This window comes from Microbispora catharanthi (assembly GCF_006334915.2).
Classification (GTDB): Bacteria; Actinomycetota; Actinomycetes; order Streptosporangiales; family Streptosporangiaceae; genus Microbispora; species Microbispora catharanthi.
The window spans coordinates 472839-491999 of record NZ_VDMA02000001.1 but is presented as its reverse complement, the minus strand read 5'-3'; the positions used below and the strand labels follow the sequence as shown (position 1 = coordinate 491999).

Annotated in this window: 23 protein-coding genes; 12 read left to right on the top strand and 11 right to left on the bottom strand. The window is 71.4% G+C overall.

The genetic code is table 11. The features are described from left to right. Positions 1-34 precede the first annotated feature (34 nt). Complete coding sequence (locus tag FH610_RS02275) at positions 35-988, top strand: helix-turn-helix transcriptional regulator (protein ID WP_139572507.1); 954 nt, start codon at positions 35-37, stop codon at positions 986-988. A gap of 81 nt (positions 989-1069) precedes the next feature. Here the strand turns inward: FH610_RS02275 and FH610_RS02270 are convergent, their stop codons facing one another. Then, positions 1070-2065 (bottom strand): radical SAM protein, encoded by a 996-nt coding sequence (locus FH610_RS02270; protein WP_240808701.1) that lies wholly within the window; start codon positions 2063-2065, stop codon positions 1070-1072. Between FH610_RS02270 and FH610_RS44170 the strand changes: the two genes are divergently transcribed. Beyond that, positions 2057-2254 carry a hypothetical protein gene (locus FH610_RS44170; protein ID WP_167538660.1) on the top strand — a complete coding sequence of 66 codons (198 nt, stop codon included), beginning with the start codon at positions 2057-2059 and terminating at the stop codon, positions 2252-2254. The two genes, FH610_RS02270 and FH610_RS44170, sit on opposite strands and share 9 nt — an antisense overlap. Before the next feature lie 85 nt (positions 2255-2339). Here the strand turns inward: FH610_RS44170 and FH610_RS02265 are convergent, their stop codons facing one another. Continuing rightward, positions 2340-3479 carry a TetR/AcrR family transcriptional regulator gene (locus tag FH610_RS02265; RefSeq protein WP_139572505.1) on the bottom strand — a complete coding sequence of 380 codons (1140 nt, stop codon included), beginning with the start codon at positions 3477-3479 and terminating at the stop codon, positions 2340-2342. A gap of 104 nt (positions 3480-3583) precedes the next feature. Here FH610_RS02265 and FH610_RS02260 point away from each other — a divergent pair, with 104 nt between their 5' ends. Next, positions 3584-4780, top strand: a complete 1197-nt coding sequence (locus tag FH610_RS02260; protein ID WP_139572768.1) for a cytochrome P450 family protein — start codon at positions 3584-3586, stop codon at positions 4778-4780. 27 nt (positions 4781-4807) lie between these two features. Here the strand turns inward: FH610_RS02260 and FH610_RS43495 are convergent, their stop codons facing one another. Beyond that, the gene (locus FH610_RS43495; protein WP_205825470.1) at positions 4808-4996 is read right to left on the bottom strand and encodes a hypothetical protein; all 189 of its coding nucleotides are present in this window, start codon (positions 4994-4996) and stop codon (positions 4808-4810) included. A gap of 62 nt (positions 4997-5058) precedes the next feature. Here FH610_RS43495 and FH610_RS43190 point away from each other — a divergent pair, with 62 nt between their 5' ends. Further along, a complete protein-coding gene (locus FH610_RS43190) occupies positions 5059-5301 on the top strand; it encodes a hypothetical protein (RefSeq protein ID WP_167538655.1) in 243 nt (80 codons plus the stop codon). Positions 5302-5547: 246 nt separating this feature from the next. Here the strand turns inward: FH610_RS43190 and FH610_RS42665 are convergent, their stop codons facing one another. Further along, positions 5548-5685: a hypothetical protein gene (locus FH610_RS42665; RefSeq protein ID WP_161627891.1), complete on the bottom strand. Its 138-nt coding sequence runs from the start codon at positions 5683-5685 to the stop codon at positions 5548-5550. A gap of 80 nt (positions 5686-5765) precedes the next feature. On the opposite strand from FH610_RS42665, the gene FH610_RS43490 reads away from it, so the two are divergent. The 3 genes from FH610_RS43490 to FH610_RS02245 all read left to right on the top strand — a co-directional run bounded on the left by FH610_RS43490 (position 5766) and on the right by FH610_RS02245 (position 8973). After that, positions 5766-7019, top strand: coding sequence for an ATP-binding protein (locus FH610_RS43490; RefSeq protein WP_205825469.1), 1254 nt, complete (start codon positions 5766-5768; stop codon positions 7017-7019). A 23-nt stretch (positions 7020-7042) separates the two neighbouring features. Next, a complete protein-coding gene (locus FH610_RS43485; protein WP_205825468.1) occupies positions 7043-8077 on the top strand; it encodes a helix-turn-helix transcriptional regulator in 1035 nt (344 codons plus the stop codon). Positions 8078-8196: 119 nt separating this feature from the next. After that, positions 8197-8973 (top strand): SDR family NAD(P)-dependent oxidoreductase, encoded by a 777-nt coding sequence (locus tag FH610_RS02245; protein WP_139572504.1) that lies wholly within the window; start codon positions 8197-8199, stop codon positions 8971-8973. 546 nt (positions 8974-9519) lie between these two features. Here FH610_RS02245 and FH610_RS43480 read toward each other — a convergent pair. Further along, on the bottom strand, positions 9520-9819 hold the full coding sequence (locus tag FH610_RS43480; protein WP_205825467.1) for a hypothetical protein: 300 nt from the start codon (positions 9817-9819) through the stop codon (positions 9520-9522). Positions 9820-9837: 18 nt separating this feature from the next. On the opposite strand from FH610_RS43480, the gene FH610_RS02230 reads away from it, so the two are divergent. From FH610_RS02230 to FH610_RS02220, 3 genes are read left to right on the top strand one after another with little or no spacing between them, the layout of a single operon-like run. After that, positions 9838-10617 carry a class I SAM-dependent methyltransferase gene (locus FH610_RS02230; protein WP_139572503.1) on the top strand — a complete coding sequence of 260 codons (780 nt, stop codon included), beginning with the start codon at positions 9838-9840 and terminating at the stop codon, positions 10615-10617. Further along, on the top strand, positions 10614-10844 hold the full coding sequence (locus tag FH610_RS02225; protein WP_139572502.1) for a hypothetical protein: 231 nt from the start codon (positions 10614-10616) through the stop codon (positions 10842-10844). The genes FH610_RS02230 and FH610_RS02225 overlap by 4 nt, the downstream gene beginning before the upstream one ends. Beyond that, positions 10828-12483: a ferritin-like domain-containing protein gene (locus FH610_RS02220; protein WP_139572501.1), complete on the top strand. Its 1656-nt coding sequence runs from the start codon at positions 10828-10830 to the stop codon at positions 12481-12483. Before FH610_RS02225 ends, FH610_RS02220 begins: the two co-directional genes overlap by 17 nt. A gap of 171 nt (positions 12484-12654) precedes the next feature. Here the strand turns inward: FH610_RS02220 and FH610_RS02215 are convergent, their stop codons facing one another. The 3 genes from FH610_RS02215 to FH610_RS02205 are packed head-to-tail and all read right to left on the bottom strand — an operon-like array spanning position 12655 to position 14481. Beyond that, positions 12655-13725, bottom strand: coding sequence for an RNA polymerase sigma factor (locus tag FH610_RS02215; RefSeq protein WP_139572500.1), 1071 nt, complete (start codon positions 13723-13725; stop codon positions 12655-12657). Then, positions 13722-14060: a YciI family protein gene (locus FH610_RS02210; RefSeq protein ID WP_167538659.1), complete on the bottom strand. Its 339-nt coding sequence runs from the start codon at positions 14058-14060 to the stop codon at positions 13722-13724. The genes FH610_RS02215 and FH610_RS02210 overlap by 4 nt, the downstream gene beginning before the upstream one ends. 22 nt (positions 14061-14082) lie before the next feature. Beyond that, positions 14083-14481 carry a VOC family protein gene (locus tag FH610_RS02205; protein ID WP_139572499.1) on the bottom strand — a complete coding sequence of 133 codons (399 nt, stop codon included), beginning with the start codon at positions 14479-14481 and terminating at the stop codon, positions 14083-14085. A 705-nt stretch (positions 14482-15186) separates the two neighbouring features. Between FH610_RS02205 and FH610_RS02200 the strand changes: the two genes are divergently transcribed. Then, a complete protein-coding gene (locus FH610_RS02200) occupies positions 15187-15612 on the top strand; it encodes an ABC transporter permease (RefSeq protein ID WP_161627890.1) in 426 nt (141 codons plus the stop codon). A 129-nt stretch (positions 15613-15741) separates the two neighbouring features. On the opposite strand, the gene FH610_RS02195 is transcribed toward FH610_RS02200, so the two are convergent. Beyond that, positions 15742-16320, bottom strand: coding sequence for a TetR/AcrR family transcriptional regulator (locus FH610_RS02195; protein WP_139572497.1), 579 nt, complete (start codon positions 16318-16320; stop codon positions 15742-15744). A 79-nt stretch (positions 16321-16399) separates the two neighbouring features. Between FH610_RS02195 and FH610_RS02190 the strand changes: the two genes are divergently transcribed. Continuing rightward, on the top strand, positions 16400-17512 hold the full coding sequence (locus FH610_RS02190) for an amidohydrolase family protein (protein ID WP_139572496.1): 1113 nt from the start codon (positions 16400-16402) through the stop codon (positions 17510-17512). Positions 17513-17765: 253 nt separating this feature from the next. Here the strand turns inward: FH610_RS02190 and FH610_RS02185 are convergent, their stop codons facing one another. Together FH610_RS02185 and FH610_RS02175 are read right to left on the bottom strand one after the other, a co-directional pair. Further along, the gene (locus FH610_RS02185; RefSeq protein WP_205825466.1) at positions 17766-17960 is read right to left on the bottom strand and encodes a hypothetical protein; all 195 of its coding nucleotides are present in this window, start codon (positions 17958-17960) and stop codon (positions 17766-17768) included. Between the two features lie 245 nt (positions 17961-18205). Then, positions 18206-19156, bottom strand: a complete 951-nt coding sequence (locus FH610_RS02175) for a helix-turn-helix transcriptional regulator (protein ID WP_139572495.1) — start codon at positions 19154-19156, stop codon at positions 18206-18208. Positions 19157-19161: the final 5 nt, after the last annotated feature.

The following is a 19161-nucleotide window of genomic DNA, read 5'->3' as shown; positions in this document are numbered from 1 at the left end:
AGCTCCGGTCCTACACATCCGTCACCATTGACGCATGTTGGAAACCCCGGCCCGCCTGCTCCGGCTGCTGTCGTTGCTGCAGACCCACCGCGACTGGCCGGGCACCGAACTCGCCGAACGCCTGAACGTCACCACCAGGACCGTGCGACGCGACGTCGAAAGGCTGCGCGAGCTGGGATATCCGGTGCACGCCACGATGGGCCCCGCCGGTGGTTACCGGCTCGGGGCCGGCACCTCACTGCCCCCGCTGTTGCTGGACGACGACGAGGCGGTGGCGGTGACCGTCGGGCTGCGCACCGGCGCGGCGAGCAGTGTCAGCGGGATCGAGGAAGCGTCGCTGCGTGCGCTGACCAAGGTCGAGCACGTCCTGCCGTCGCGGCTACGCCACCGGGTCGAAACCCTGGAGAACGCCATGGTCACGATCCCGCCGCGCGGCGGACCCACCGTGGACGCGGACGTCCTCACCGCTGTCTCCACCGCGATCCGCGCCGCCGAGACGCTCCGCTTCGACTACGTCGGCCACCACGGGGCGCGGTCGGCCCGGACCGCCGAACCCCATCGCCTGGTCTCCTGGGGCCGCAGGTGGTACCTCGTCGCCTGGGACGTCGGCCGGGGCGACTGGCGCACCTTCAGAGCCGACCGGATGTCGCTGCGCACACCCAACGGGCCCCGCTTCACTCACCGCGAGCCACCCGACGGCGACGTGGCGGCCTACCTCCGCAGGACGATCGGCCGTGACATCTGGCCGTACCGCTCCCGGCTGACAGTGCACGCCCCCGCTTCGCGGATCGCCGGACGCGTCGACGGCGTCGTCACCCCCATCGACGACGACACCTGCCTGCTCGAACTGGCCTCCGACTCACTCGACCTGGTCGCGCTCGTGGCGGGCATGCTCGACGTCGACTTCGACGTCGAGTCGCCCCCGGAACTCGCCCGGCACCTTCGTAAGCTGTCCGACCGCTTCGCCAGTGCGGCGGCGCAGCGGTGACGGGACTTCCGCCGCGACGGCTCCGGTCGGACTGCGGTCAGACTCCGGTCGGACTGCGGTCAGACTCCGGTCGGACTCCGGTCAGACGAGGGCGAGCTGGCGGGTGGGGGAGCGGCGCCGCCGCCACCGCCGGGCGTCCCTGCCGATGCCGTAGGTCTCGGCGAGGACGCGCACCTGCTCGGCGATCCGCTGCCGGTAGCCGTCCTCGGCGACCTGGCCCCTGCCGTACAACGCCTGGTAGCGCGGCACGAGACCGGGATGCTCACGCTCCAGCCACCCCATGTACCATTCCCGGGCGCCGGCGGGCAGGCGCAGCACGACGGGCGTCACGCTGACCGCGCCCGCCTCGGCCGCCCGCCGTACGGTCGCCAGCAGGTGATCGGTGGAGTCGGTGATGAGCGGCAGGATCGGCGCCATCAGCACACCACAGGGAATGCCGGCCTCGTTCAGCGTCGCGCAGATCTCCAGGCGCCGCTGCGGGGTCGCGGCCCCAGGCTCGACGGCACGCCGCAGACGGTCGTCGACGAAGCCGACCGACACCAGGGCGCCGACCTGGGTCACCTTCGCCGCCTCGCGTAACAGGTCCAGATCACGCAGGACGAGGGGGCTCTTGGTGAGCACGGTGAACGGGTTGGCCGCGTCGGCGAGCGCCCGGATGACGCCGGGCATCAGGCGGTAGATCTCCTCGGCCGGCTGGTAGCAGTCGCCGGTGAGGCCCAGCGCGACCGCCTCGCCGCTCCAGCGGGGGGAGTCCAGCTCGCGCCGCAGGCGGCGGGCCAGGTCGGTCTTGACGACTATCTTCGTGGAGAAGTCGCGGCCCGGATCCAGGCCGAGGTAGCGGTGGCCGCGCCGGGCGGTGCAGTAGCCGCAGCCCGCCTCGCAGCCGCGATAGGGGCTCGCGCCCCACACGAAGGGCAGCTCGGCTGCCTCGGGCACCCGTTCGAGCGCCGCGCGGGCCGGCACCTCATAGCAGGTGATGCCGTCGAAGACGCGTGTGACGGCCTGCCGCTCGATGCGCGGACGGGCGGGCCCCTCACCGACGAGCGACTGCTGCACCGTCTGTCCGGGTTGCTGCACCGTCTGTCCGGGTCGCTGCACAGACTGTCCGGGCTGCTCCACAGACTGTCCAGGCTGGTGCACCGTCTGCTCGGGTTGCCGCGCCTGCTGTTGCCCGGGCTGCCGCACCGTCTGCTGCTGCCCGCGGGGCTGCGCAACGGGCTGGTCCTCCGCGCGGGAAGTGGCGTCGCGACGCATGAGGTTCAGTAGAACACGCATTCGACCCTCGCGCCAAGTGTCCACGCCTGTGCGCGCCGCCCGTGCTCGGCCCGTGGCGGTCAGCGCGGCGCGACGGTCAGGGCTCGGCGGAGGCGGCGGCGTGACAGGCGCCGTACCCGTCGGCGCGCGCGACCACGCGGCCCGACCGCACCCGGACGGCCGCCTCGGTCCCGTCGCTGACGGCGGCCACCCCGGCCGCCGCCGCCACCGCCCCCTCGTCGTCGTGCACCACGCGCAGGCGCGGCCAGGCCGGCGCGGGCAACACCTGCCGCAGGCACGCGCGCAGGCCGGCGAGGGTCAGCCGGGCGAGCGGCCCCAGCTCGCCGGGATCGCCGGTGACCAGGACCGCGGTGACCTCGCCGCCGGGCGGCATGGCCCGCACCGCCTCCTCCACGGCCTCCAGACGGTGCAGTCCGAGGATCGCCACCACGCCGTCACGCGTGAGCGGGACCGGCTCGCCCCGCACCGCGTCCACCGCGAGCGGCGGCGACCAGGGCTGGTCGGCGGGCCGTGCGCGGGGCACGAAGGGCAGGTGAGGGGGGTCCCACCGGTCGCCGAGATCGAGGTCCGCCAGTGCGGCGCACGCCGCGACGATGTCGAACGGCTCGGCGAATCCGGGCGCCGCGTCGGCCATCTGGCTCGCGCCGTGCAGGGTGGTCAGGGCCGTCTCCGCGATCCGCACCCGGCGCCGCGTGGAGGCGTGCCCGTCGAGTCGCTCAAGCGCGAGTCCGAGCACGATCGCGTTCAGCTTCATGAGCTGCGCGAACGGCTGGCGGACCCGCTGGTCGGCGAGCACCTCCGGCATCAGGTCCATGCCGAGCCTGGCCGGGCCGTCGGTGGCCAGCGGAAGCCGGGCGACCCAGGCGCGGGCGAACGCCGCGAGCGCCTCCCGGGCCGTGTCCACGGCGGGTGTCCCTGTATCGGCTGTCTCGGCATCGGCTGTGTCGCTGGCGGGCGTCTTGCCGGACGCGGGGGAGGGTCGCCGCGCGCCGTCCGGTCCGGCCTCCCGCTCGGCCAGGCCGGCCAGCACCGAGAAGTACAGGGCCCGCTTGCCCGGGAAGTTGGAGTAGACCGCGCCGCGGGTGAGTCCGGCCCGGTCGGCGATCGCGTCCACCTTCGCGTCGCGGAACCCCCGCTCGGCGAACTCGTCGCGGGCGGCGGCCAGCACCCTGGCCCGGTTGCGTGCCTGAAGCTCAGCCCTGGTGAGGCGTCCCATCCCTCTCCTCGTCCGCATACGCCCGCTTGCCGTACGGGCGGACCCAAGATACCGTCACGAACTCAGATGATAAGAACATCTGGACTCAACATCTGGAGTTGCCAGTGATCGCCCTGCCCGAGGTGGACCTCACCGACCCCGAGGTCCTGCGCGACCCCTTCACGGCGTACGGACAGGCGCGTGAACGCGCGCCGCTCGCCCGGCTGCTGATCCCCGGACTCGGCCCGATATGGGCTCTCACCAGGCACGACGGCGCACGGGCGATGCTCGGTGACGCCCGTTTCGAACTCGCCGCCGACAGCTTCATGCGCCCTCAGGTCCCCGACGACTGCCTGCCGTACATGCGGACCATGAGCGAGATGAGCGGCCCCGAGCACGCGCGGCTGCGCAAACTGGTCGCTCCGGCCTTCACCCCCCGGCGGGCCGCCGAGTTCCGGCCCCGGATCGAGGCCATCGTCGGCGCCCTGCTCGACGACCTGTTCACCCAGGCGGACGGCGGGCGGGTCGACCTGCTGCGGCACTTCGCCCGGCCGCTGCCGATGGACGTCATCTGCGCGCTGGTCGGCGTTCCCGAGCAGGACCGCCCGCGCTGGCGCGAATGGGGCGCCACCGTCGCCGCCGGGGCGGGCCAGGACTTCGCGCGGGCCATTCCGGGCATCATGGCGGGTGCCAGGGACGCCGTCGCCGCCGCCCGTGCCGATCATTCCGGCGCGCCCGGGGGTCTGCTGGGCGAGTTGGTGCGCGTTCAGGCCGAGGACGGGGACCGGCTGAGCGACGCCGAGATCGTCACCCTTGTCTGGCACCTGGTCCTCGCCGGGCAGACGCCGACCAACCTCATCGCCAACGCCGTGGCCGCCCTGCTGTCCCACCCCGCCCAGCTCGCCGCCGTACGCTCCGACCCCGCGCTGATGCCGGGGGCCGTCGAGGAGCTCATCCGCTGGTGCGGCCCCTCACTGCTGGCGATCCCGCGTCACGCCCGCCAGGACGTCGACCTGTACGGCGCGACCGTGCCCAAGGGCGCCAAGGTCACCGCCCTGGTCGCCGCGGCCAACCGCGATCCGCGGGTGTTCGCCGACCCCGACCGCCTGGACGTCACCCGGACGCCCGGCGCCGGCCACCTGGGGTTCGCCCACGGCCCGCACTTCTGCCTCGGCGCGTCCCTCGCCCGCGTGCAGACCCAGGTCGCGCTCACCGCGCTGCTGCACCGCTTCCCCGGCCTGTCCATGGCCGCTCCGCCCGACGAGCTGCGCGCCCCCGACCCCGGCACGTGGCGGCTGACCGCGCTGCCGGTGACCCTTTGAAACACGACCCGCGGGCTCACCGTCGGGTCAGGCGACGGGGACCCAGGTGAACCGGCCGTCGGAGCGGCGCTCGGCGCGCCCGAAGACCACGTCGGCGAAGTGACCGCCGTAGCCGACGGTGTCCGGGCGGCTCAGCTCTTCGACCAGGCGGCGGCGGTGCTCGGCGGACTCGCCGGGGTCGTGGTCGATGCCGCAGGGCCATTCGGGGTGGGTCACCTGGACGGGGGAGTGGAGCGCGTCGCCGAACGCGATGAGCCGCCGGTGATGGTGAAGGTGGTGTGGCCGACGGTATGCCCGGCCGCGAAGGAGGCCCGGACGCCGGGGAAGATCTCCTCGCCGTCCGCGGCCGGGTGAACGCGGGAGGCGAAGGCGGCCAGGCGCTCCTCGGTCGCCCCGCCCTCGCCGGCGCCATGCGACTCGCACTCGCCGATGACGACAGCATCTCCACAGTATGGATTCCGACGGCCGTACGCCTTCGGGCGAGCACGCCGCCCGTGTCCGGCAGGCTGTCGGTCTGCTGAGCCGTGGTACGTCCGGCGCTCCGCGGCACCGGCAGCCTCGCCTCCGGCTGGGGGTTCCAACCGGGCTGCCGTCTACGGCGTGCCGCAGGACAAGCTACGCCCAGCGCACCCCGCTCAAGCGGGAGGCGCTGCCCGAGCACGTCGCCGCGGCCCCGGTGGGAGCCGGGCGCGCGATCTCCTTATGTGAAAGGTGAGGCCGAGTCAGTACTCGGTTGCCCGTTGGCGGTCAGGCGTCGGACGCGTCCGTCACTGAGTGACCGGATCGAAGGCCCACAGGTCCACCGGGAGGCCGGGTCTGCGTGCGCTGAGAGTCAACGTCTGGTTCTCGCCGTGACCGGCCAGGTACACGCTCTCGCCGGGGGCCGTGTGGTTGCTCAGGAACATCCCCGCCCCGTTGAACGTCGCACACCACTGATAGCCGTCGTCGTTGGGGCGGAAGGTGTTCAGCGTGACCTTTGCTCTGCGTGGTCGACGACGCGCAGTGGATGGACCGGGCCTCGGCGCAGGTTCTCGGCTTCGTCGCCCGGCGGCTCCTCGCGGAGTCTGTCGCCCTCGTCTTCGGCTCTCGCAAGCGGTCCCAGGATCTGCTCGGACTGCCGGAGCTCGAGGTCACAGGCCTGACAGCGGAAGACGCGCACGCCTTGCTGACCTCGGTGACGCACGTCCAGATCGATCAGCACGTCCGCGACCGGTTCGTGGCCGAGACCAGGGGAAACCCGCTGGCCCTGCTGGAGCTGCCGCGTGATCTGGCGGGCGGGTTCGGCCTCCTGGACGCCGAGACGCTGCCGGGCCGGATCGAGCAGAGCTTCCTGGCCCGGATCGAGGGCCTGCCCGCGCAGACCCGGCTGCTCCTGCTGGTCGCCGCGGCCGAGCCGGTCGGCGACCCCTCGCTGGTGTGGCGGGCCGCCGAGCGGCTCGGCGTCACCCCTGCGACGGTCCCGGCGAGCGGGACGGACGAGCTGTTGGAGTTCGGCGTGACGGTGATCTTCCGTCACCCGCTCGTGCGGTCGGCCGTGTACGGCTCGGCGAAGGAGGAGGACCGGCGAGCTGCCCATCTCGCACTGGCGGAGGCCACCGACGCGGAGACCGATCCGGACCGCCGTGCTTGGCATCTCGCGTCCGCTGCGGCCGCGCCAGACGAGAGTGTCGCCGCCGAGCTCGAACGGTCAGCCAGCCGGGCGCAGGCCCGCGGCGGGCTGGCGGCCGCAGCGGCGTTCCTGCAGCGATCCGTGGCTCTGACCATCGACACCTCACGGCGTGCCGAGCGTGCCCTGGTGGCGGCCGACGCCAGCCTCAGGGCGGGCGACATCGAGGTCGCGCGCCGGTTCGCCGACATCGCCGACCGGGATGCCCAGAGCGAGTTCCAGCGCGTGCGAGCGCACCTGACACGCGGTCACATCACGTTCGCGGCGGGCTTCGACAACGAGGCACCGCTGATGCTGCTGGAAGCCGCTCGGCGGCTGGAGCCGTTCGACCTGGATCTGGCTCGGGAGACGTACCTCATCGCCTGGGGCTCCGCGTCGTTCGGGGCGGCGAACCGCGACAGTCTCATGGCCATCTCCCAGGCGATCAGGGAACTCCCCGCGCCCGAGGGCAGCCGGCGGCTTCTCGACCTCGTGCTCGAGGGCTTCGCCCTGCTCATCACCGAGGGCAGGAGCGTCGCGCTTCCCACGTTGCGCAGGCCGCACTCGCCGACTGTCCCGTCCGGGATCTCCTGAAATGGGGCTGGGCGGCGTTCGGCGTGAGCCCGCTCGTCTGGGACGACCGGGTCATGCCCGAGACCCGCGCCAGGGCACTGGACGAGGTGCGCAGGTCCGGTGCCGTGTCCGACCTTCCCGTCTATCTCCACGCGCTGGGGATACCGATCGTGCTGAGCGGGGACTTCGCCGCCGCGGCCGCGCTCGTGGCCGAAGCGGAAGCGGCCGCCGACGCGACGGGCGTGCCCATGGCGCAGCACACCCAGCTCCTGCTTACGGCGATGCAGGGCAAGGAGGCCGAGGCCATGGAGCTGATCGAGGCCACGATCGAGGAGGCCGGCGCCAGCGGCCAGCTGAACGGTGTCGCCTCCGCCCACTGGGCGGCCGCGATCCTCTACAACGGCCTCGCCCGCTACGGGCTCGCGCTCCCGGCGGCCCATGCCGGCAGCGAGAGCGCCAACCTGGTCGTCTCCAACTGGGCGCTGCCCGAACTCGTCGAGGCGGCGGCGCGCGCCGGGGACGACACGGCTGCTCGCGGGGCGCTGGAAGGCCTGGTGGACGCGACAGAGCCGTGCGACACGGACTGGGCACAGGGAATTCTGGCTCGTTGCCGCGCGCTGCTGACCGACGCCACCGCCGCGGACGGGCTTTACCGCGAGGCGATCGAACGGCTGGGCCGTACACTCCTGCGCCCCGAGCTGGCACGCGCCCACCTGCTGTACGGCGAGTGGCTGCGCAGGGAACGGCAGCGGGCCGAGGCGCGGGTTCACCTGCGGACCGCGTACGAGTTGTTCGTGTCGATCGGGATGGAGGCGTTCGCCGAACGGGCCCGCCGCGAGCTTCTCGCCACAGGCGACAGTGTCCGAGAGCGCCAGAGCACCTCGATCAGCGGCGAGCTGACCGCGCAGGAGACGCAAATCGCCCTGCTCGTACGAGATGGCCTGTCCAACCCCGAAGTCGCGGCCCGGCTCTTCCTGAGCCCGCGTACGGTCGAGTGGCACCTCCGCAAGATCTTCACCAAGCTCGGGATCAGCTCCAGAAAGCAGCTCGGCGACGTCCTGTCAGGCGGCGCGGCGTAGTCCCGACCCCGGGGCGATCCCTGGCTCCGGTTGACCAGTGAGACACCCTGGTTCGGCCCTGGGCCGGCTGCGCGAGTCTCGTCGCGTAGGTAGTTCGGCTGAACGCGGGAGGCGCGGTCGTGGGGATAGTTCATGATCAGCCGCTCGACGGCGCCGTCGCGCTCGTCACCGGCGCGAGCAGCGGAATCGGTGCCGCGACCGCATGCCGCCTCGCCCGTGAGGGCGCGGCGGTCGCTCTCGTAGCCCGCCGCCGCGACCGCCTGGACCGGGTCGCGGGCGACATCGCGATGCTCGGCGGTGAGGCCGTCGGGTTGGAAGCCGACATCACCGAACCCGAGCGTGCCGAGGACGTGGTGCAGGACACGCTGGACCGGTTCGGACGGCTGGACATCCTGGTCAACAACGCCGGGATCATGCTGCTCAACTCGGCGCTGCACACCACCGTCCAAGAATGGGATCGGATGATCTCGCTCAACGTGGCGGCGCTGTTGCACGTCACGCACGCCGCCATCCCCCACCTGATCTACGCGGCGTCGACATCCCCCCGGCAGGTGGCAGACCTGGTGAACGTCAGCTCGACGGCCGGGCGAGTCGCCCGGCCGGGGAGCAGCGTCTACGGCCTGACCAAGTCCGGCCTGAACGCGTTCACCGAATCGCTCCGCCAGGAACTGCTCAGCGAACGCGTCCGGGTCAGTGTGGTGGAGCCCGGCACCGTGGACACCGAGCTGGTGAACCATCTGAGCGACACCGTCCGGGACGCGGCCCGCCGGCGGATCGACGGAATCGAGGCGCTGCTTGCGGAGGACGTTGCGGACGCCATCGGCTACATCGTCACGCGAGACCGGCGGATCGCCATCAACGAGTTGCTGATCCGCGCCGGCGACCAGACCTGGTAGCCGCGTTCGATCGAGGAGGACGGACGGTCAGCTCGTTCGGCCCGCTCCTGCGAAGGTTGCGGCAGGAATCGGGGTTGACGATCGAGGAGCTTTCGTACGCCTCGGGCGTGAGCGTGCGAGCGGGGACGCGCTGGAGGAGCAGGCCGAGCTGGGCCTGCTGACCTCGCCGTACGCCGGCCGTTACGTCTTCCACGACCTGGTCAGGTTGTACGCCCGCGCCCGGTTGTCGGAGGAGGAACCTTCGGCCGTTTGCTGACCGCGAGGACATCCACCCCGCGCTCGGCGAGTTCGATGGCCTCCCGCAGCCCGGCCCCTCCGGTCCCGATGGTCGGAGGCGAGCGTGCCCGCCGCGTTCTCTGGCGCGATGAGACCAGATGGATGGAACTGCACCAGCTCGGGGTCGCGGACGCGTCAGCCGGCAGGCGGCACGGGGCGAGGGCGGGATCCTGCGCAACCGGCTCGGCGAGCGATTCATGTCCCGGTACGACCCGGAGCGGATGAAGTCGTCCACGCGCGACCGGGTCGCGCTAGCCGCCTACACAGAGATCAAGGTCGCGGCACCCCGACGGCGGCCTCCTCGTCTTCGGACGCATCGTCGGCCAGGCGGCGGCGGAGTATTCCGCGGGTCTCGACGCGCAGCGCCGCTCCGCCGAGGCGCTCGCCGCGCGCGCGACCATCGAAACCGCGATCGAGCGCCGCGAGACCGCGGGGCAGCATCCCGCCGATCCCGCCGAGATCGCGGCGCTCATGCGCGAGGTCTCGACCGTAGGAAAGCTCGTCGAGTAGCCAGCTCTTGTCACAAGTGCCGGGGCTGTCCTGTCTTAGCTGGCGATCCTGCCACAGCACTGAACGGGGGAAGTTGTTGTGACCGCGTTGGCGATGGTCGCCGAGTTCGACGATGTCGCGGGCTGGACCGCCGACGCCGTCGAGCTGCTCGGGGAGCGGCATGCCGTACCGGCTGCCTGCCGTGGCACCGCGAGCCCCGCGGCGCTGGCGTGGCTGGCCGAGGCGTGCGAGCTGGCACCCGGGATGCGGCTGATCGATGTGGGCGCGGGAGTCGGCGGGCCTGCGGCCTGGGCGGCCGAGCGGTTCGGGGTCCGGCCAATCCTGATCGAGCCGATGCCTACCGCCGGCCGCGCGGCCGCCCGACTGTTCGGACTGCCGGTCATCGCGGCCGATGGGCGAAAGATCCCGCTCCGTCCGGCAACCGCCGACGCCGCCTGGTGCCTGGGCGTGTTGTGCACCGTGCGGGACAAGGCCGCGGTGCTCAGGGAGATCCACCGGGTGCTCAAGCCCGGCGCCTCGCTCGGGCTCTCGGTGGTCGTGGCCAGGGGCCCGCAGGTTCTCCAGGTCCCCGACGGCAACCACTTTCCCACCTGCCGGGAGCTCGACGCGCTGCTCGAAGGCGCCGGGTTCGAGGTTCTCGAGCAACTCGACCAGCCCGGCCGGGCGCCTCTGTCGTGGTCGCGGCGCGCCGACCAGGTCGCCGCGGTAGTCGCCCGCCGCCACCGGGCTGATCCCGCCTACGCGCTCGCTGCCCGCCAGGGCGAGCGCTTCACCCGCCTGTTCGCCACCGGCCAGATCGCCGTCCATCTGATCCACGCGGTCAGCAGGCCGGCCGTACAACCCATGGAGGAGACATGAGCACGCCGAACGGTGAGAACGAGTTCCTGTACGAGCTCCACGTCGAGATCGAGGAGGAGCTGATCACCGCCGAGGCCAGCCACCCGGAGGAGGAGATGGGGCGGCCGGTCACCGAGTGGCTGTACGACCCGACGGACGTCGAGCGCGAGAAGATCGCTCTGCGGGTGCTGCGCGACTCGGTCGAGGTGTTGGAGGACGGCTCGCGGCCGGGTGGCGACGTTGCCTGAGCCGCGGATCGACACGCTCGCCAGCCTCCGCGAGCACCTGCAGTGGGCGATCGAGCTGGAGCACGCGACGCTGCCGCCGTACCTGACCGCGCTGTACTCCCTCGACCCGGAGCGCAACCCGGCGGCCGTCGAGGTGGTGAGCAGCGTCTTCGTGGAGGAGATGCTGCACCTGGCGCTGGCGGCGAACCTGCTCAACGCCGTCGGCGGCGCCCCGCGGCTCGACACGCCCGAGATGCTGCCGCCTCACCCCCGCAAGCTGCCCCACGGCGACCTCGAGCTGTCGCTGATGCCGTTCGGCCCGGAAGCGCTGGAGATGTTTCTGCGTCTGGAACAGCCCGCACCGGCCGGCGCCCCGCCGGAGGACGACGACTACGAGACCATCGGGCAATTCTACGCCGCGATTGAGCAGGGGTTGCGCTACTTGTGCGACACGCTCGGCGAGAAGGAGGTCTTCTCCGGCGACCCGGCCCGTCAGGTGAGCGGCGGCCACTTCCGCCATACCGGCGGCAGGCTGGTCGCCGTCACCAACCTCGCCTCCGCGCTGGACGCGCTTGAGGAGATCGTCGAGCAGGGGGAGGGCACCGCCCGCAGCGAGGTCTGGGACGGTGACCAGGACGAGGTCGCCCACTACTACCGCTTCATGGAGCTGAAGCTCGGCCGCCGCTACCGCCGCGGGGACACCCCTGAGTCCGGGCCCACCGGCGAGAAGCTCTCGGTGGATCTCACCGGGGTGTTCCTCCCGACACCCAACCCTGCGGACCGCGCCGCGCAGGAGGAGTTCAACCACACCTACTGCGCGATCCTGCACCTACTGGAGGTCGCCTTCAACGGCAGCCCGAGGATGCTCGCCGTCGCTACCGGGGAGATGTACGCACTCAAGGCCCAGGCGCAGGAGCTGATGCGGCTGGGCGGCCCCACCTTCGAGTACGTCCCGCCCGAGCTGCGCCGCTGGAGCGCGGGCGACCACCAGCGGATCGTCGTGCTCCGCAACGGGCCATACGTCGTGTACGGCCGCATCCCCCTGCGGCGCAAGCGGAAGATTGTCTCCGCCGAGCAGAAGAACGCGCTCACCTGGAAGACCGGCGAGCCGCTGGAGACCGAGGAGACCTACGCGCTGTGCCGCTGCGGCCATTCGGGCGCCAAGCCGTTCTGCGACGGCACCCACGCCGTGATCGGCTTCGACGGCACCGAGGCCGCGCCGATGCAGTCCTACCGGGAGCTGCAGCACGTGCACGACGGCGTCGGCATCTCCGCGCAGCGGGTGGGCGAGCTGTGCATCCACGCCGCCTTCTGCATCGGCCGCGCCAGGCCCATCGCCAAGATGCTCGACGACACCGCCGACAGCGACGTGCGCTCGGACATCATGGGCCGCATCGACCACTGCCCCTCCGGCTCCTACAGTTACGCCCTCGAACGCGGCGGAGAGACGATCGAAGCCGACCTCCCGCGCGCCATCTCGGTGCTGCAGGAGGAGGACGGCCTGGCCAGCGCGCTGTGGGTGACCGGCGGCATACCCGTCACCCGGTCGGACGGCCGGCCCCTGGAGACCAGGAACCGGATGACGCTGTGCCGTTGCGGCCACTCCGGCAACAAACCGCTATGCGACGGCACCCACCGCGAGATCGGCTTCCACGAATGAACAACCAGAAAGGCAATCCCGTGAAGCAACCCGTCATCCTTCTCGTCCACGGCGCCTTCGCCGAGTCGGCCAGCTGGAACCGCGTCATTTAGCGCCTGCACAGCAACCAACTCACCGCGGTCGCCGTGGCCAACCCGCTGCGCAGCGTCTAGGGCGCGCATGTGGTCGTGATCAAGGGGTGGCGCGGGCGAGGTCTTTGATCCAGATCATCGCAGCGCGGAGGTGGAGGCCGGCGAGCCGCAGGGCGATGGCCCGGTGCAGCCGCGTGACCGGTGAGGGCGCCAGATGCAGCAGCATGTCGTAGAACACCAGGATCTGCGCCCAGTCGGTGTCGGCGAAGGTCTTGGCCTCGGCATGGCAGGCCGCGATCGCCGCCTGCAGCTGGTACGGTCCCGGCCGCCGGTGGGTGCGGGCCGCGCGTGTGAGCAGGGCGGTGGCCTGCTCGATGGCCTGGCGGTCCCACTGGCCGCGGTCCTGGTCGGCCAGCAGCACCAGACGGTCCTGGGCGTCGAAGCGGGCCGCACCACGCGCCCGGTGCAGCCGGATCAGCGCCAGCAGCCCGGCTGCCTCAGGCTCCTTGGGCAGCAGGTTCGCCAGCAGCGCGGCCAGCCACTCGGCGTCGTCGACCAGGTCGCGCGCCTGGGCCCGCTCCGCCGTGCTGGACAGGTAGCCCTCGTTGAACAGCAGGTAGATGACCGTCAGCACCTCCTCGACGCGCTGCGGCAACTCCTCCTCGGCAGGAATGCGGTACGGGATCCCGGCCTCGCCGCTCTTACGTTTGGCGCGGGTGATGCGCTGCGCCACCGAGGACCCGGGCACGAGGAACGCGGCGGCGATCTGCGCGGCCGACAGCCCGCACACCACCCGCAACGTGAGCGCGATCTGCGCGGTCCGCGACAGCACCGGATGGCAGCAGGTGAAGATCAGCCGCAGCCGGTCAGCATGCGGGACGGGAGCCGGCCAGGTGAGCTGGGCGAGCTTGGCCCGGTAGTTCGACTCCCGGCGCAGCACGTCCAGCCCGCGCCGCCGGGCCACGGTGAACAACCACGCGTCCGGCCGCTCGGGGATTCCCTCTGCCGGCCAGCGCCGCAGCGCGGTCTCCACGGCGTCTTGGACCAGATCCTCGGCTGCGGCGAAGTCGCCCAGCAGCGACACCAGGGACGCGGCCAGCCGGCCCGCGTGCTCGCGTACCACGCGGGCCAGCACCTTCTGGCTCACCTGCCCGTGCACCGGCTCGTTCATGATGCCGGGCGGATCTCCACGATCGGGCAGGCCGGCCAGGAGCGGGCGATCTTCAGCGCCTCGTCCAGGTCGGCCACCTCGACCTCGGCGAACCCGCTGACCACCTCCTTGCCCTCGACGAACGGCCCGTCGGTGATGACGGGCTCGCCCTGACCCAGGCGCATCGTGGTGGCGGTGTGCACCGGAGCCAGATGCGTATGGTGAGTGATCTTGTCGGCGTGGTCGGCGAACCACTTGCCGACGGCCGCGTAGGCGGTCTGCTGCTCCAGCTCGCCCATCGCTTCCAATTGCTGGGCGAACTCCTCGGTCTCGATGAACATCAGCACGTACTTCACGGTCGCTGCCTGCCTTTCCGTCTCAGCTCGCCGGGAGGGTGGCGTACAGGTCGACGCCGTTGCCGTCCGGGTCGGCCACCGTGGCGTACCGCATTCCCCAGAACGCGTCGAACGGCTCGGCGATCCCGCGGTAGCCCGCCGTGACGAGCTCGGCGTAGGTGGCGTCCACCCCGGCCGGGGTGTCGAACTCGAAGCACAGGAGGGTACGCGGCCCGCCGGTCGGCGCGCTCCAGCCGGGCAGGAACGGCGTGCGGAAACCCTCGGTGTCCAGCATGATGTGCAACCCGTTCGGCAGGTCGCAGCCGGCGTGCTCGGGCGAGTGCTCGTCGACCTTGAACTTCAGGCCCAGGCGGGCGTAGAAAGCTACCGAGGCGTTCAGGTCGGACACCACGATGTCGATCGTGTTCAGGATGGGATGCATGTTGCGCTCCTTCGGGGCTCGGCCGGTGTGGATTCCCAGCCCGTCCGCGAGATTGCCCTCGGGGGTCTACCTCGCCTGACCGCGAGGTGAACACTGCGAGATGCCCGCTGACGGCCTGGCCCTCACCTCACAGACGATCGGCCGAGGCCTCGATACGACACCAGCGCCGAAAACCTTCCCGCGCCGCGCTGGAAGCGCAGCCTGATCAGTCCAGGCCACCCATGACGACAAGCCCTCCAGGGCGGAGCACACCGCATCCCAACCGGGTGCCCCGCCCCACCGCGGCCCCCGTGGGGAGGCAGGTAGCCGCCTTGGTTAAGGCGCAGCCAGGCCAGCCGCTGCCGCGCGGTGCTATTCGGGGCATCGATCGCTCCATAGACAAAGCCGTCCAGAAGCACGAACGTCGGCCACGTGCCTCGATCGTCCTTCCAGCTGCCTACCCGAGCGTGAGTCAGGTCGGATGCCTCCGTCCAGACGAGCCGGACGCATTTCAACGGCACCGTCGATTTCGGCACGCTCCAGGTCTAGCGCCGCGCCTCCCGGGTTGGCCAACGAGGTTCGTCCGTCGCAGCACAGGATTCCGCGGATTTGAGCGCCGAGCAGCATTACCTGACCGGTCACCCGCGTAGCTCTGAAGAATAGATCACGATGGACGGTCAGCCCAGCGGCGAACAGCGCATGGCCGCCCGAGTTGGTCAAGGTGGTTTGACCATCGCAGGACAGTTGGCCGCCGATGGGGCCCTGCGCGCGACGCACAGCTTCGTCGGCATGGCGCTGTTGCTGGCGCTGTTCGGGATGGCGACCACGGTGTCGATGAGCGTCGCCGAACGCAGGCGGGAGTTCGGGCTGCTGGGGGCCGTGGGCGCGACCATGAGGCAGACCCGCTCGATCGTCCGCTGGGAGGCGGCGGCCGTGGTCTCCCTCGGCACGATCCTCGGTCCGGTGATCGCGATGGGCACGCTGGTGCTGCTGCATCTGACGAGCGGCAGCTCGTACCTGCGCCCGGCCCCACAGTGGTGGCTGTTCCCGCTGATCGCGGCGGGTGCGGCCGTGGCGACGCTGGCGACCTCGACGCTGCCCGCGCGCCGGGCCGCGTCCGTACCCGTCCTGGAGGCAGCCAGGGCGGAGTGAGCCCCACGTCCAGTGAGCGGCCGTCGCCTCATCGAGGCGAGATGCCGACGGCTTCCAGCGGTACGGGCGGCGACACACAACGTGCACCTTTCGTCTCGCGCTGCCGCCCTGCGGGATGACGGCCAGGGGTCATGGCCTGGTCAGCGGAATGAGCACCTCATCGACGATGGAGGCGATCTCGCCGGAGTCCACGCGACCGCCCTCCCATGCCTGGAGGAGGATCAGGCGTGGCCCGACTGAGACGATGCGCGGGGTGAGGCTGCGGGGTGCGGCTTCGCCGCGTTCGACCGCCTGGCGCAGGACGGACAGCAGTACTTCCTGGTGCGGGCGGATCACCAGCCGGTGGACCTGCTCGAACAGCTCGGGATGGCGGTGGCGGTGGGCGATGAGCGGGAGCAGCGCGCGGCCGCGCGGCTCGTCGAGTGCCCGTACGAAGTGCTCGAGCAGGGCGATCAGGTCATCGCGCAGTGCGCCCGTGCCGGGCGGCGCCGGCGGGTCGCCGAAGCCGGTCGCGGGGTCGCTCAGCGCGGCGAGGACGAGTTCGGCCGGGGTGGACCAGCGCCGGTACAAGGCCGCTTTCCCGGTCCCGGCGGCGGAGGCGATCTTGTCGAACGTCAGCTCCTCGAAGCTGCTCCCGGCCAGTTCGCTCAGGACGGCCTGGAAGATCGCGGTGGTGAGGGCGTCTCCGCGGCGGCGGGTGGGACTCATGAGGACGGATATATCACCACTTCGCCGTGCTAGCCTCCGTTAGTGAACAAAGTTGTTCCTTATTTGAGGCGGGTGGCCCATGTCCACTGACGGCAGGACGGCCTTGCGCAATGTGCGGGTCTTCGATGGCAAACGGCTCGGCGAGCCCCGTACCGTCGTCATCGACGGTGCGCTGATCGGCGATGATCCCGCAGGGGCGGAGGAGATCGACGCGGCGGGGGCGGCGCTGCTGCCCGGGCTGATCGACGCGCATGTCCACCTGCACGACCCCGGGAACCTGGCCGCCCTGGCCGCCTGGGGGGTGACGACCGGACTCGACATGGCCTGCTGGCCGGCCGAGCGGGTGGCCTCGCTGCGCGAGACCGAGGGAGCGGCCGACTTCCGTACCGCCGGACTGCCCGCGATCGGGCCGGGCGGCCGCCACGCCCGCATGCCGGGAATGCCGCCGGAAGCCGTCATCCTGACGGCAGCCGATGCCCGGCGGCACGTCGAGGCGCGGGCGGCGGAGGGTGTCGACTACATCAAGGGCGTCGCCGAGGCCCCCGGCGAGGGCGGGCCGCCCGCGGACGCGCTGCGCGCGCTGGTGGAGGCGGCGCGCGGGTACGGGCTCAAGACGATCGTGCACGCCGCCACCCCGGGCGCCTTCATGATGGCCGTGGAGTCGGGCGCGGAGTTCGTCACGCACACGCCGATCGCCGGCGGGGTCCGGGCGCACGACGTGGCCGCGATGAGGAGCGCCGGCCAGAGGTCCATCCCGACGATCACCATGATGGAGGCGTTGCTCACCGCCTTCATGACCTCCGGCCCGCCGCCTGGGCGGGCCGACCACCTGGGGGAGGTGCTGGGCGACGTCGGCCGTCTGCACCGGGCCGGTGTTGAGATCCTCGCCGGGACGGACGCGAACGCCGAGCCGTCCGCGCCGGTGCCGGTGCCCCACGGCGAGAGCCTGCATCACGAGTTCGAGCTGATGGCGCGGGCCGGAATGACGCCGGTGGAGATCCTGCGCTCGGCGACCGTGCTGCCCGCCCGCGCCTTCGGCCTGGCCGACCGGGGCGCCGTCCGGCCGGGTATGCGGGCCGACCTGTTGCTGGTCAACGGCGACCCGACCCGGGACATCACGGCCACCCGCGACATCCGCGCCGTCTGGTGCGCCGGTCACCCCGTCACTCCGGCCGCCGCTCGCGAACCCTGAACCTGAGCGGCTGCACGAGCGGAGGTTCCCGTAACCGCGGCGGCGTCGAGCAGGTCGAGGCAGTACCGCCACAGGCCGGCGACGGCCCCGCAGTCAACAACGGCGCTCGACGTACCGGTCGACCGCTGACTCAAGGGCCGCGTCCCCTACCCCCGCCACCGCTGGGCACTGGCCAACTTGATGCCCACCCGCCTCGACGGGACGGATCGACCGGCTTCCTGAAGGCCACGTCACCGCTACCGCCCACCGTCACTCAACCAGCATCCGCCGCATTCGCCAGGAAGGACCGGTTGACCTCGATCAGGTGATCCAGCGCATCCCTGGCGGCCGTGAGGCTGTCGATCGTCGATGTAAGGCGGGTTCGCTCATGATTCATGACGGCCAAGGCCTGCAGGACCTTGGCCGTGGCGGGCTCCGACATGCAGGGGACCATCTGAGTGATGCTCATGCTTGACATGCCGGCGGCTAGGAATGTCTGAATCAGCGCCTAGGGGTCCCTGTAGTCCTGGCCGAAAAACCAACGCATATCGCTGACCTGCGCTAACGCGGATAGCATCCGTCGTCCCCGTCGTCTTGGCGCGGTCGAGGACGCGGTAGACGGTGGTCGGCTTCGAACTCAGCGAACACGGCCAGCATGTTGAAGAACATCTTTGACATGGGGTCGGCGGGGTCGTAGATGCTCCCGCCCTTGTGTTACTGGTTGTCCTGGAGGAGTTGTCGTGTGCGGGTGAGGAATGCCTGGCGGACCTCTTCCGGGTGCAGTATCTGGAGTGGTCGGCCGAGGCTGAGCAGGTAGCGGGCCAGGCCGTCGGCGTCTGGCCCGCCGATGTCGATGATCGTGGCGTCATCGCCGTCCGGGTGGTGGACGCCGACCGTTGGTGGCACCAGCCTGCGGGCCTCATCGGCCGGTACGGCCAGGCGGATGGTCACCCGCACCGGGTGGGGCCTCAGCGCGATGCCGGTGCTGACCATCTGTGCTGGATCTGGCGGGTCGGGCAGGGCAGCGGCCTGCCCGGTGGCTGTGGCATCGATGATGCGATCGGTACGGAAGGTGCGCCAGTCCTGCCGCGTCAGGTCGTAGGCGAGGAGGTACCAGCGGCGGCCTGTGTAGATGAGCCGGTAGGGGTCTACTCGTCGGGTGGACGTCGTTCCGGCCCCGTCGCGGTAGGTCAACTGGGTGCGTTCGCCTCGCCGGCACGCGGTGGCCAGGTCGAGCAGCAGCGCGGGGGAGATCTGGCTGTCGTCGGGTCGTGCGGTGTGGGTGAACGCGGCGTCCAGCTCGCCGAGCCGGCCGGCGATCCTGGCCGGCAGCACCTGGCGTAGTTTCAGCAGCGCCGACAGGGCTGCCTGGTCGCTGCCGGAGACTCCGCTGAAGGCGGCGGTGCGCAGCCCGACAGCGACCGCGAGGGCCTCCTCCTCGTCAAGGATCAGTGGCGGAATGCTGGTTCCGGGCCCGAGGTGGTAGCCGCCCCATGGGCCCATCTCCGATTCGATGCCGTAGCCGAGTTCACGTAGCCGCGCGATGTCCCGGCGAACCGTCCGTTCGGTGATCTCCAGCTGGGCGGCCAGATCAGCGCACGTCCAGGACTGCCGCGTTGACAGCAAAGACAGCAGCCGCAGCAGCCGCGCGGAAGTGTTGACCACGGCTG

What these genes read in the sequence shown, in the direction of transcription:
- FH610_RS02185 (WP_205825466.1), bottom strand. Translation starts at nt 17,960, where the DNA reads ATGAGCATCACTCAGATGGTCCCCTGCATGTCGGAGCCCGCCACGGCC.
- FH610_RS02205 (WP_139572499.1), bottom strand. Translation starts at nt 14,481, where the DNA reads ATGCATCCCATCCTGAACACGATCGACATCGTGGTGTCCGACCTGAAC.
- FH610_RS02215 (WP_139572500.1), bottom strand. Translation starts at nt 13,725, where the DNA reads ATGAACGAGCCGGTGCACGGGCAGGTGAGCCAGAAGGTGCTGGCCCGC.
- FH610_RS02275 (WP_139572507.1), top strand. Translation starts at nt 35, where the DNA reads ATGTTGGAAACCCCGGCCCGCCTGCTCCGGCTGCTGTCGTTGCTGCAG.
- FH610_RS42665 (WP_161627891.1), bottom strand. Translation starts at nt 5,685, where the DNA reads ATGTTCCTGAGCAACCACACGGCCCCCGGCGAGAGCGTGTACCTGGCC.
- FH610_RS02265 (WP_139572505.1), bottom strand. Translation starts at nt 3,479, where the DNA reads ATGGGACGCCTCACCAGGGCTGAGCTTCAGGCACGCAACCGGGCCAGG.
- FH610_RS02190 (WP_139572496.1), top strand. Translation starts at nt 16,400, where the DNA reads ATGTCCACTGACGGCAGGACGGCCTTGCGCAATGTGCGGGTCTTCGAT.
- FH610_RS02225 (WP_139572502.1), top strand. Translation starts at nt 10,614, where the DNA reads ATGAGCACGCCGAACGGTGAGAACGAGTTCCTGTACGAGCTCCACGTC.
- FH610_RS02195 (WP_139572497.1), bottom strand. Translation starts at nt 16,320, where the DNA reads ATGAGTCCCACCCGCCGCCGCGGAGACGCCCTCACCACCGCGATCTTC.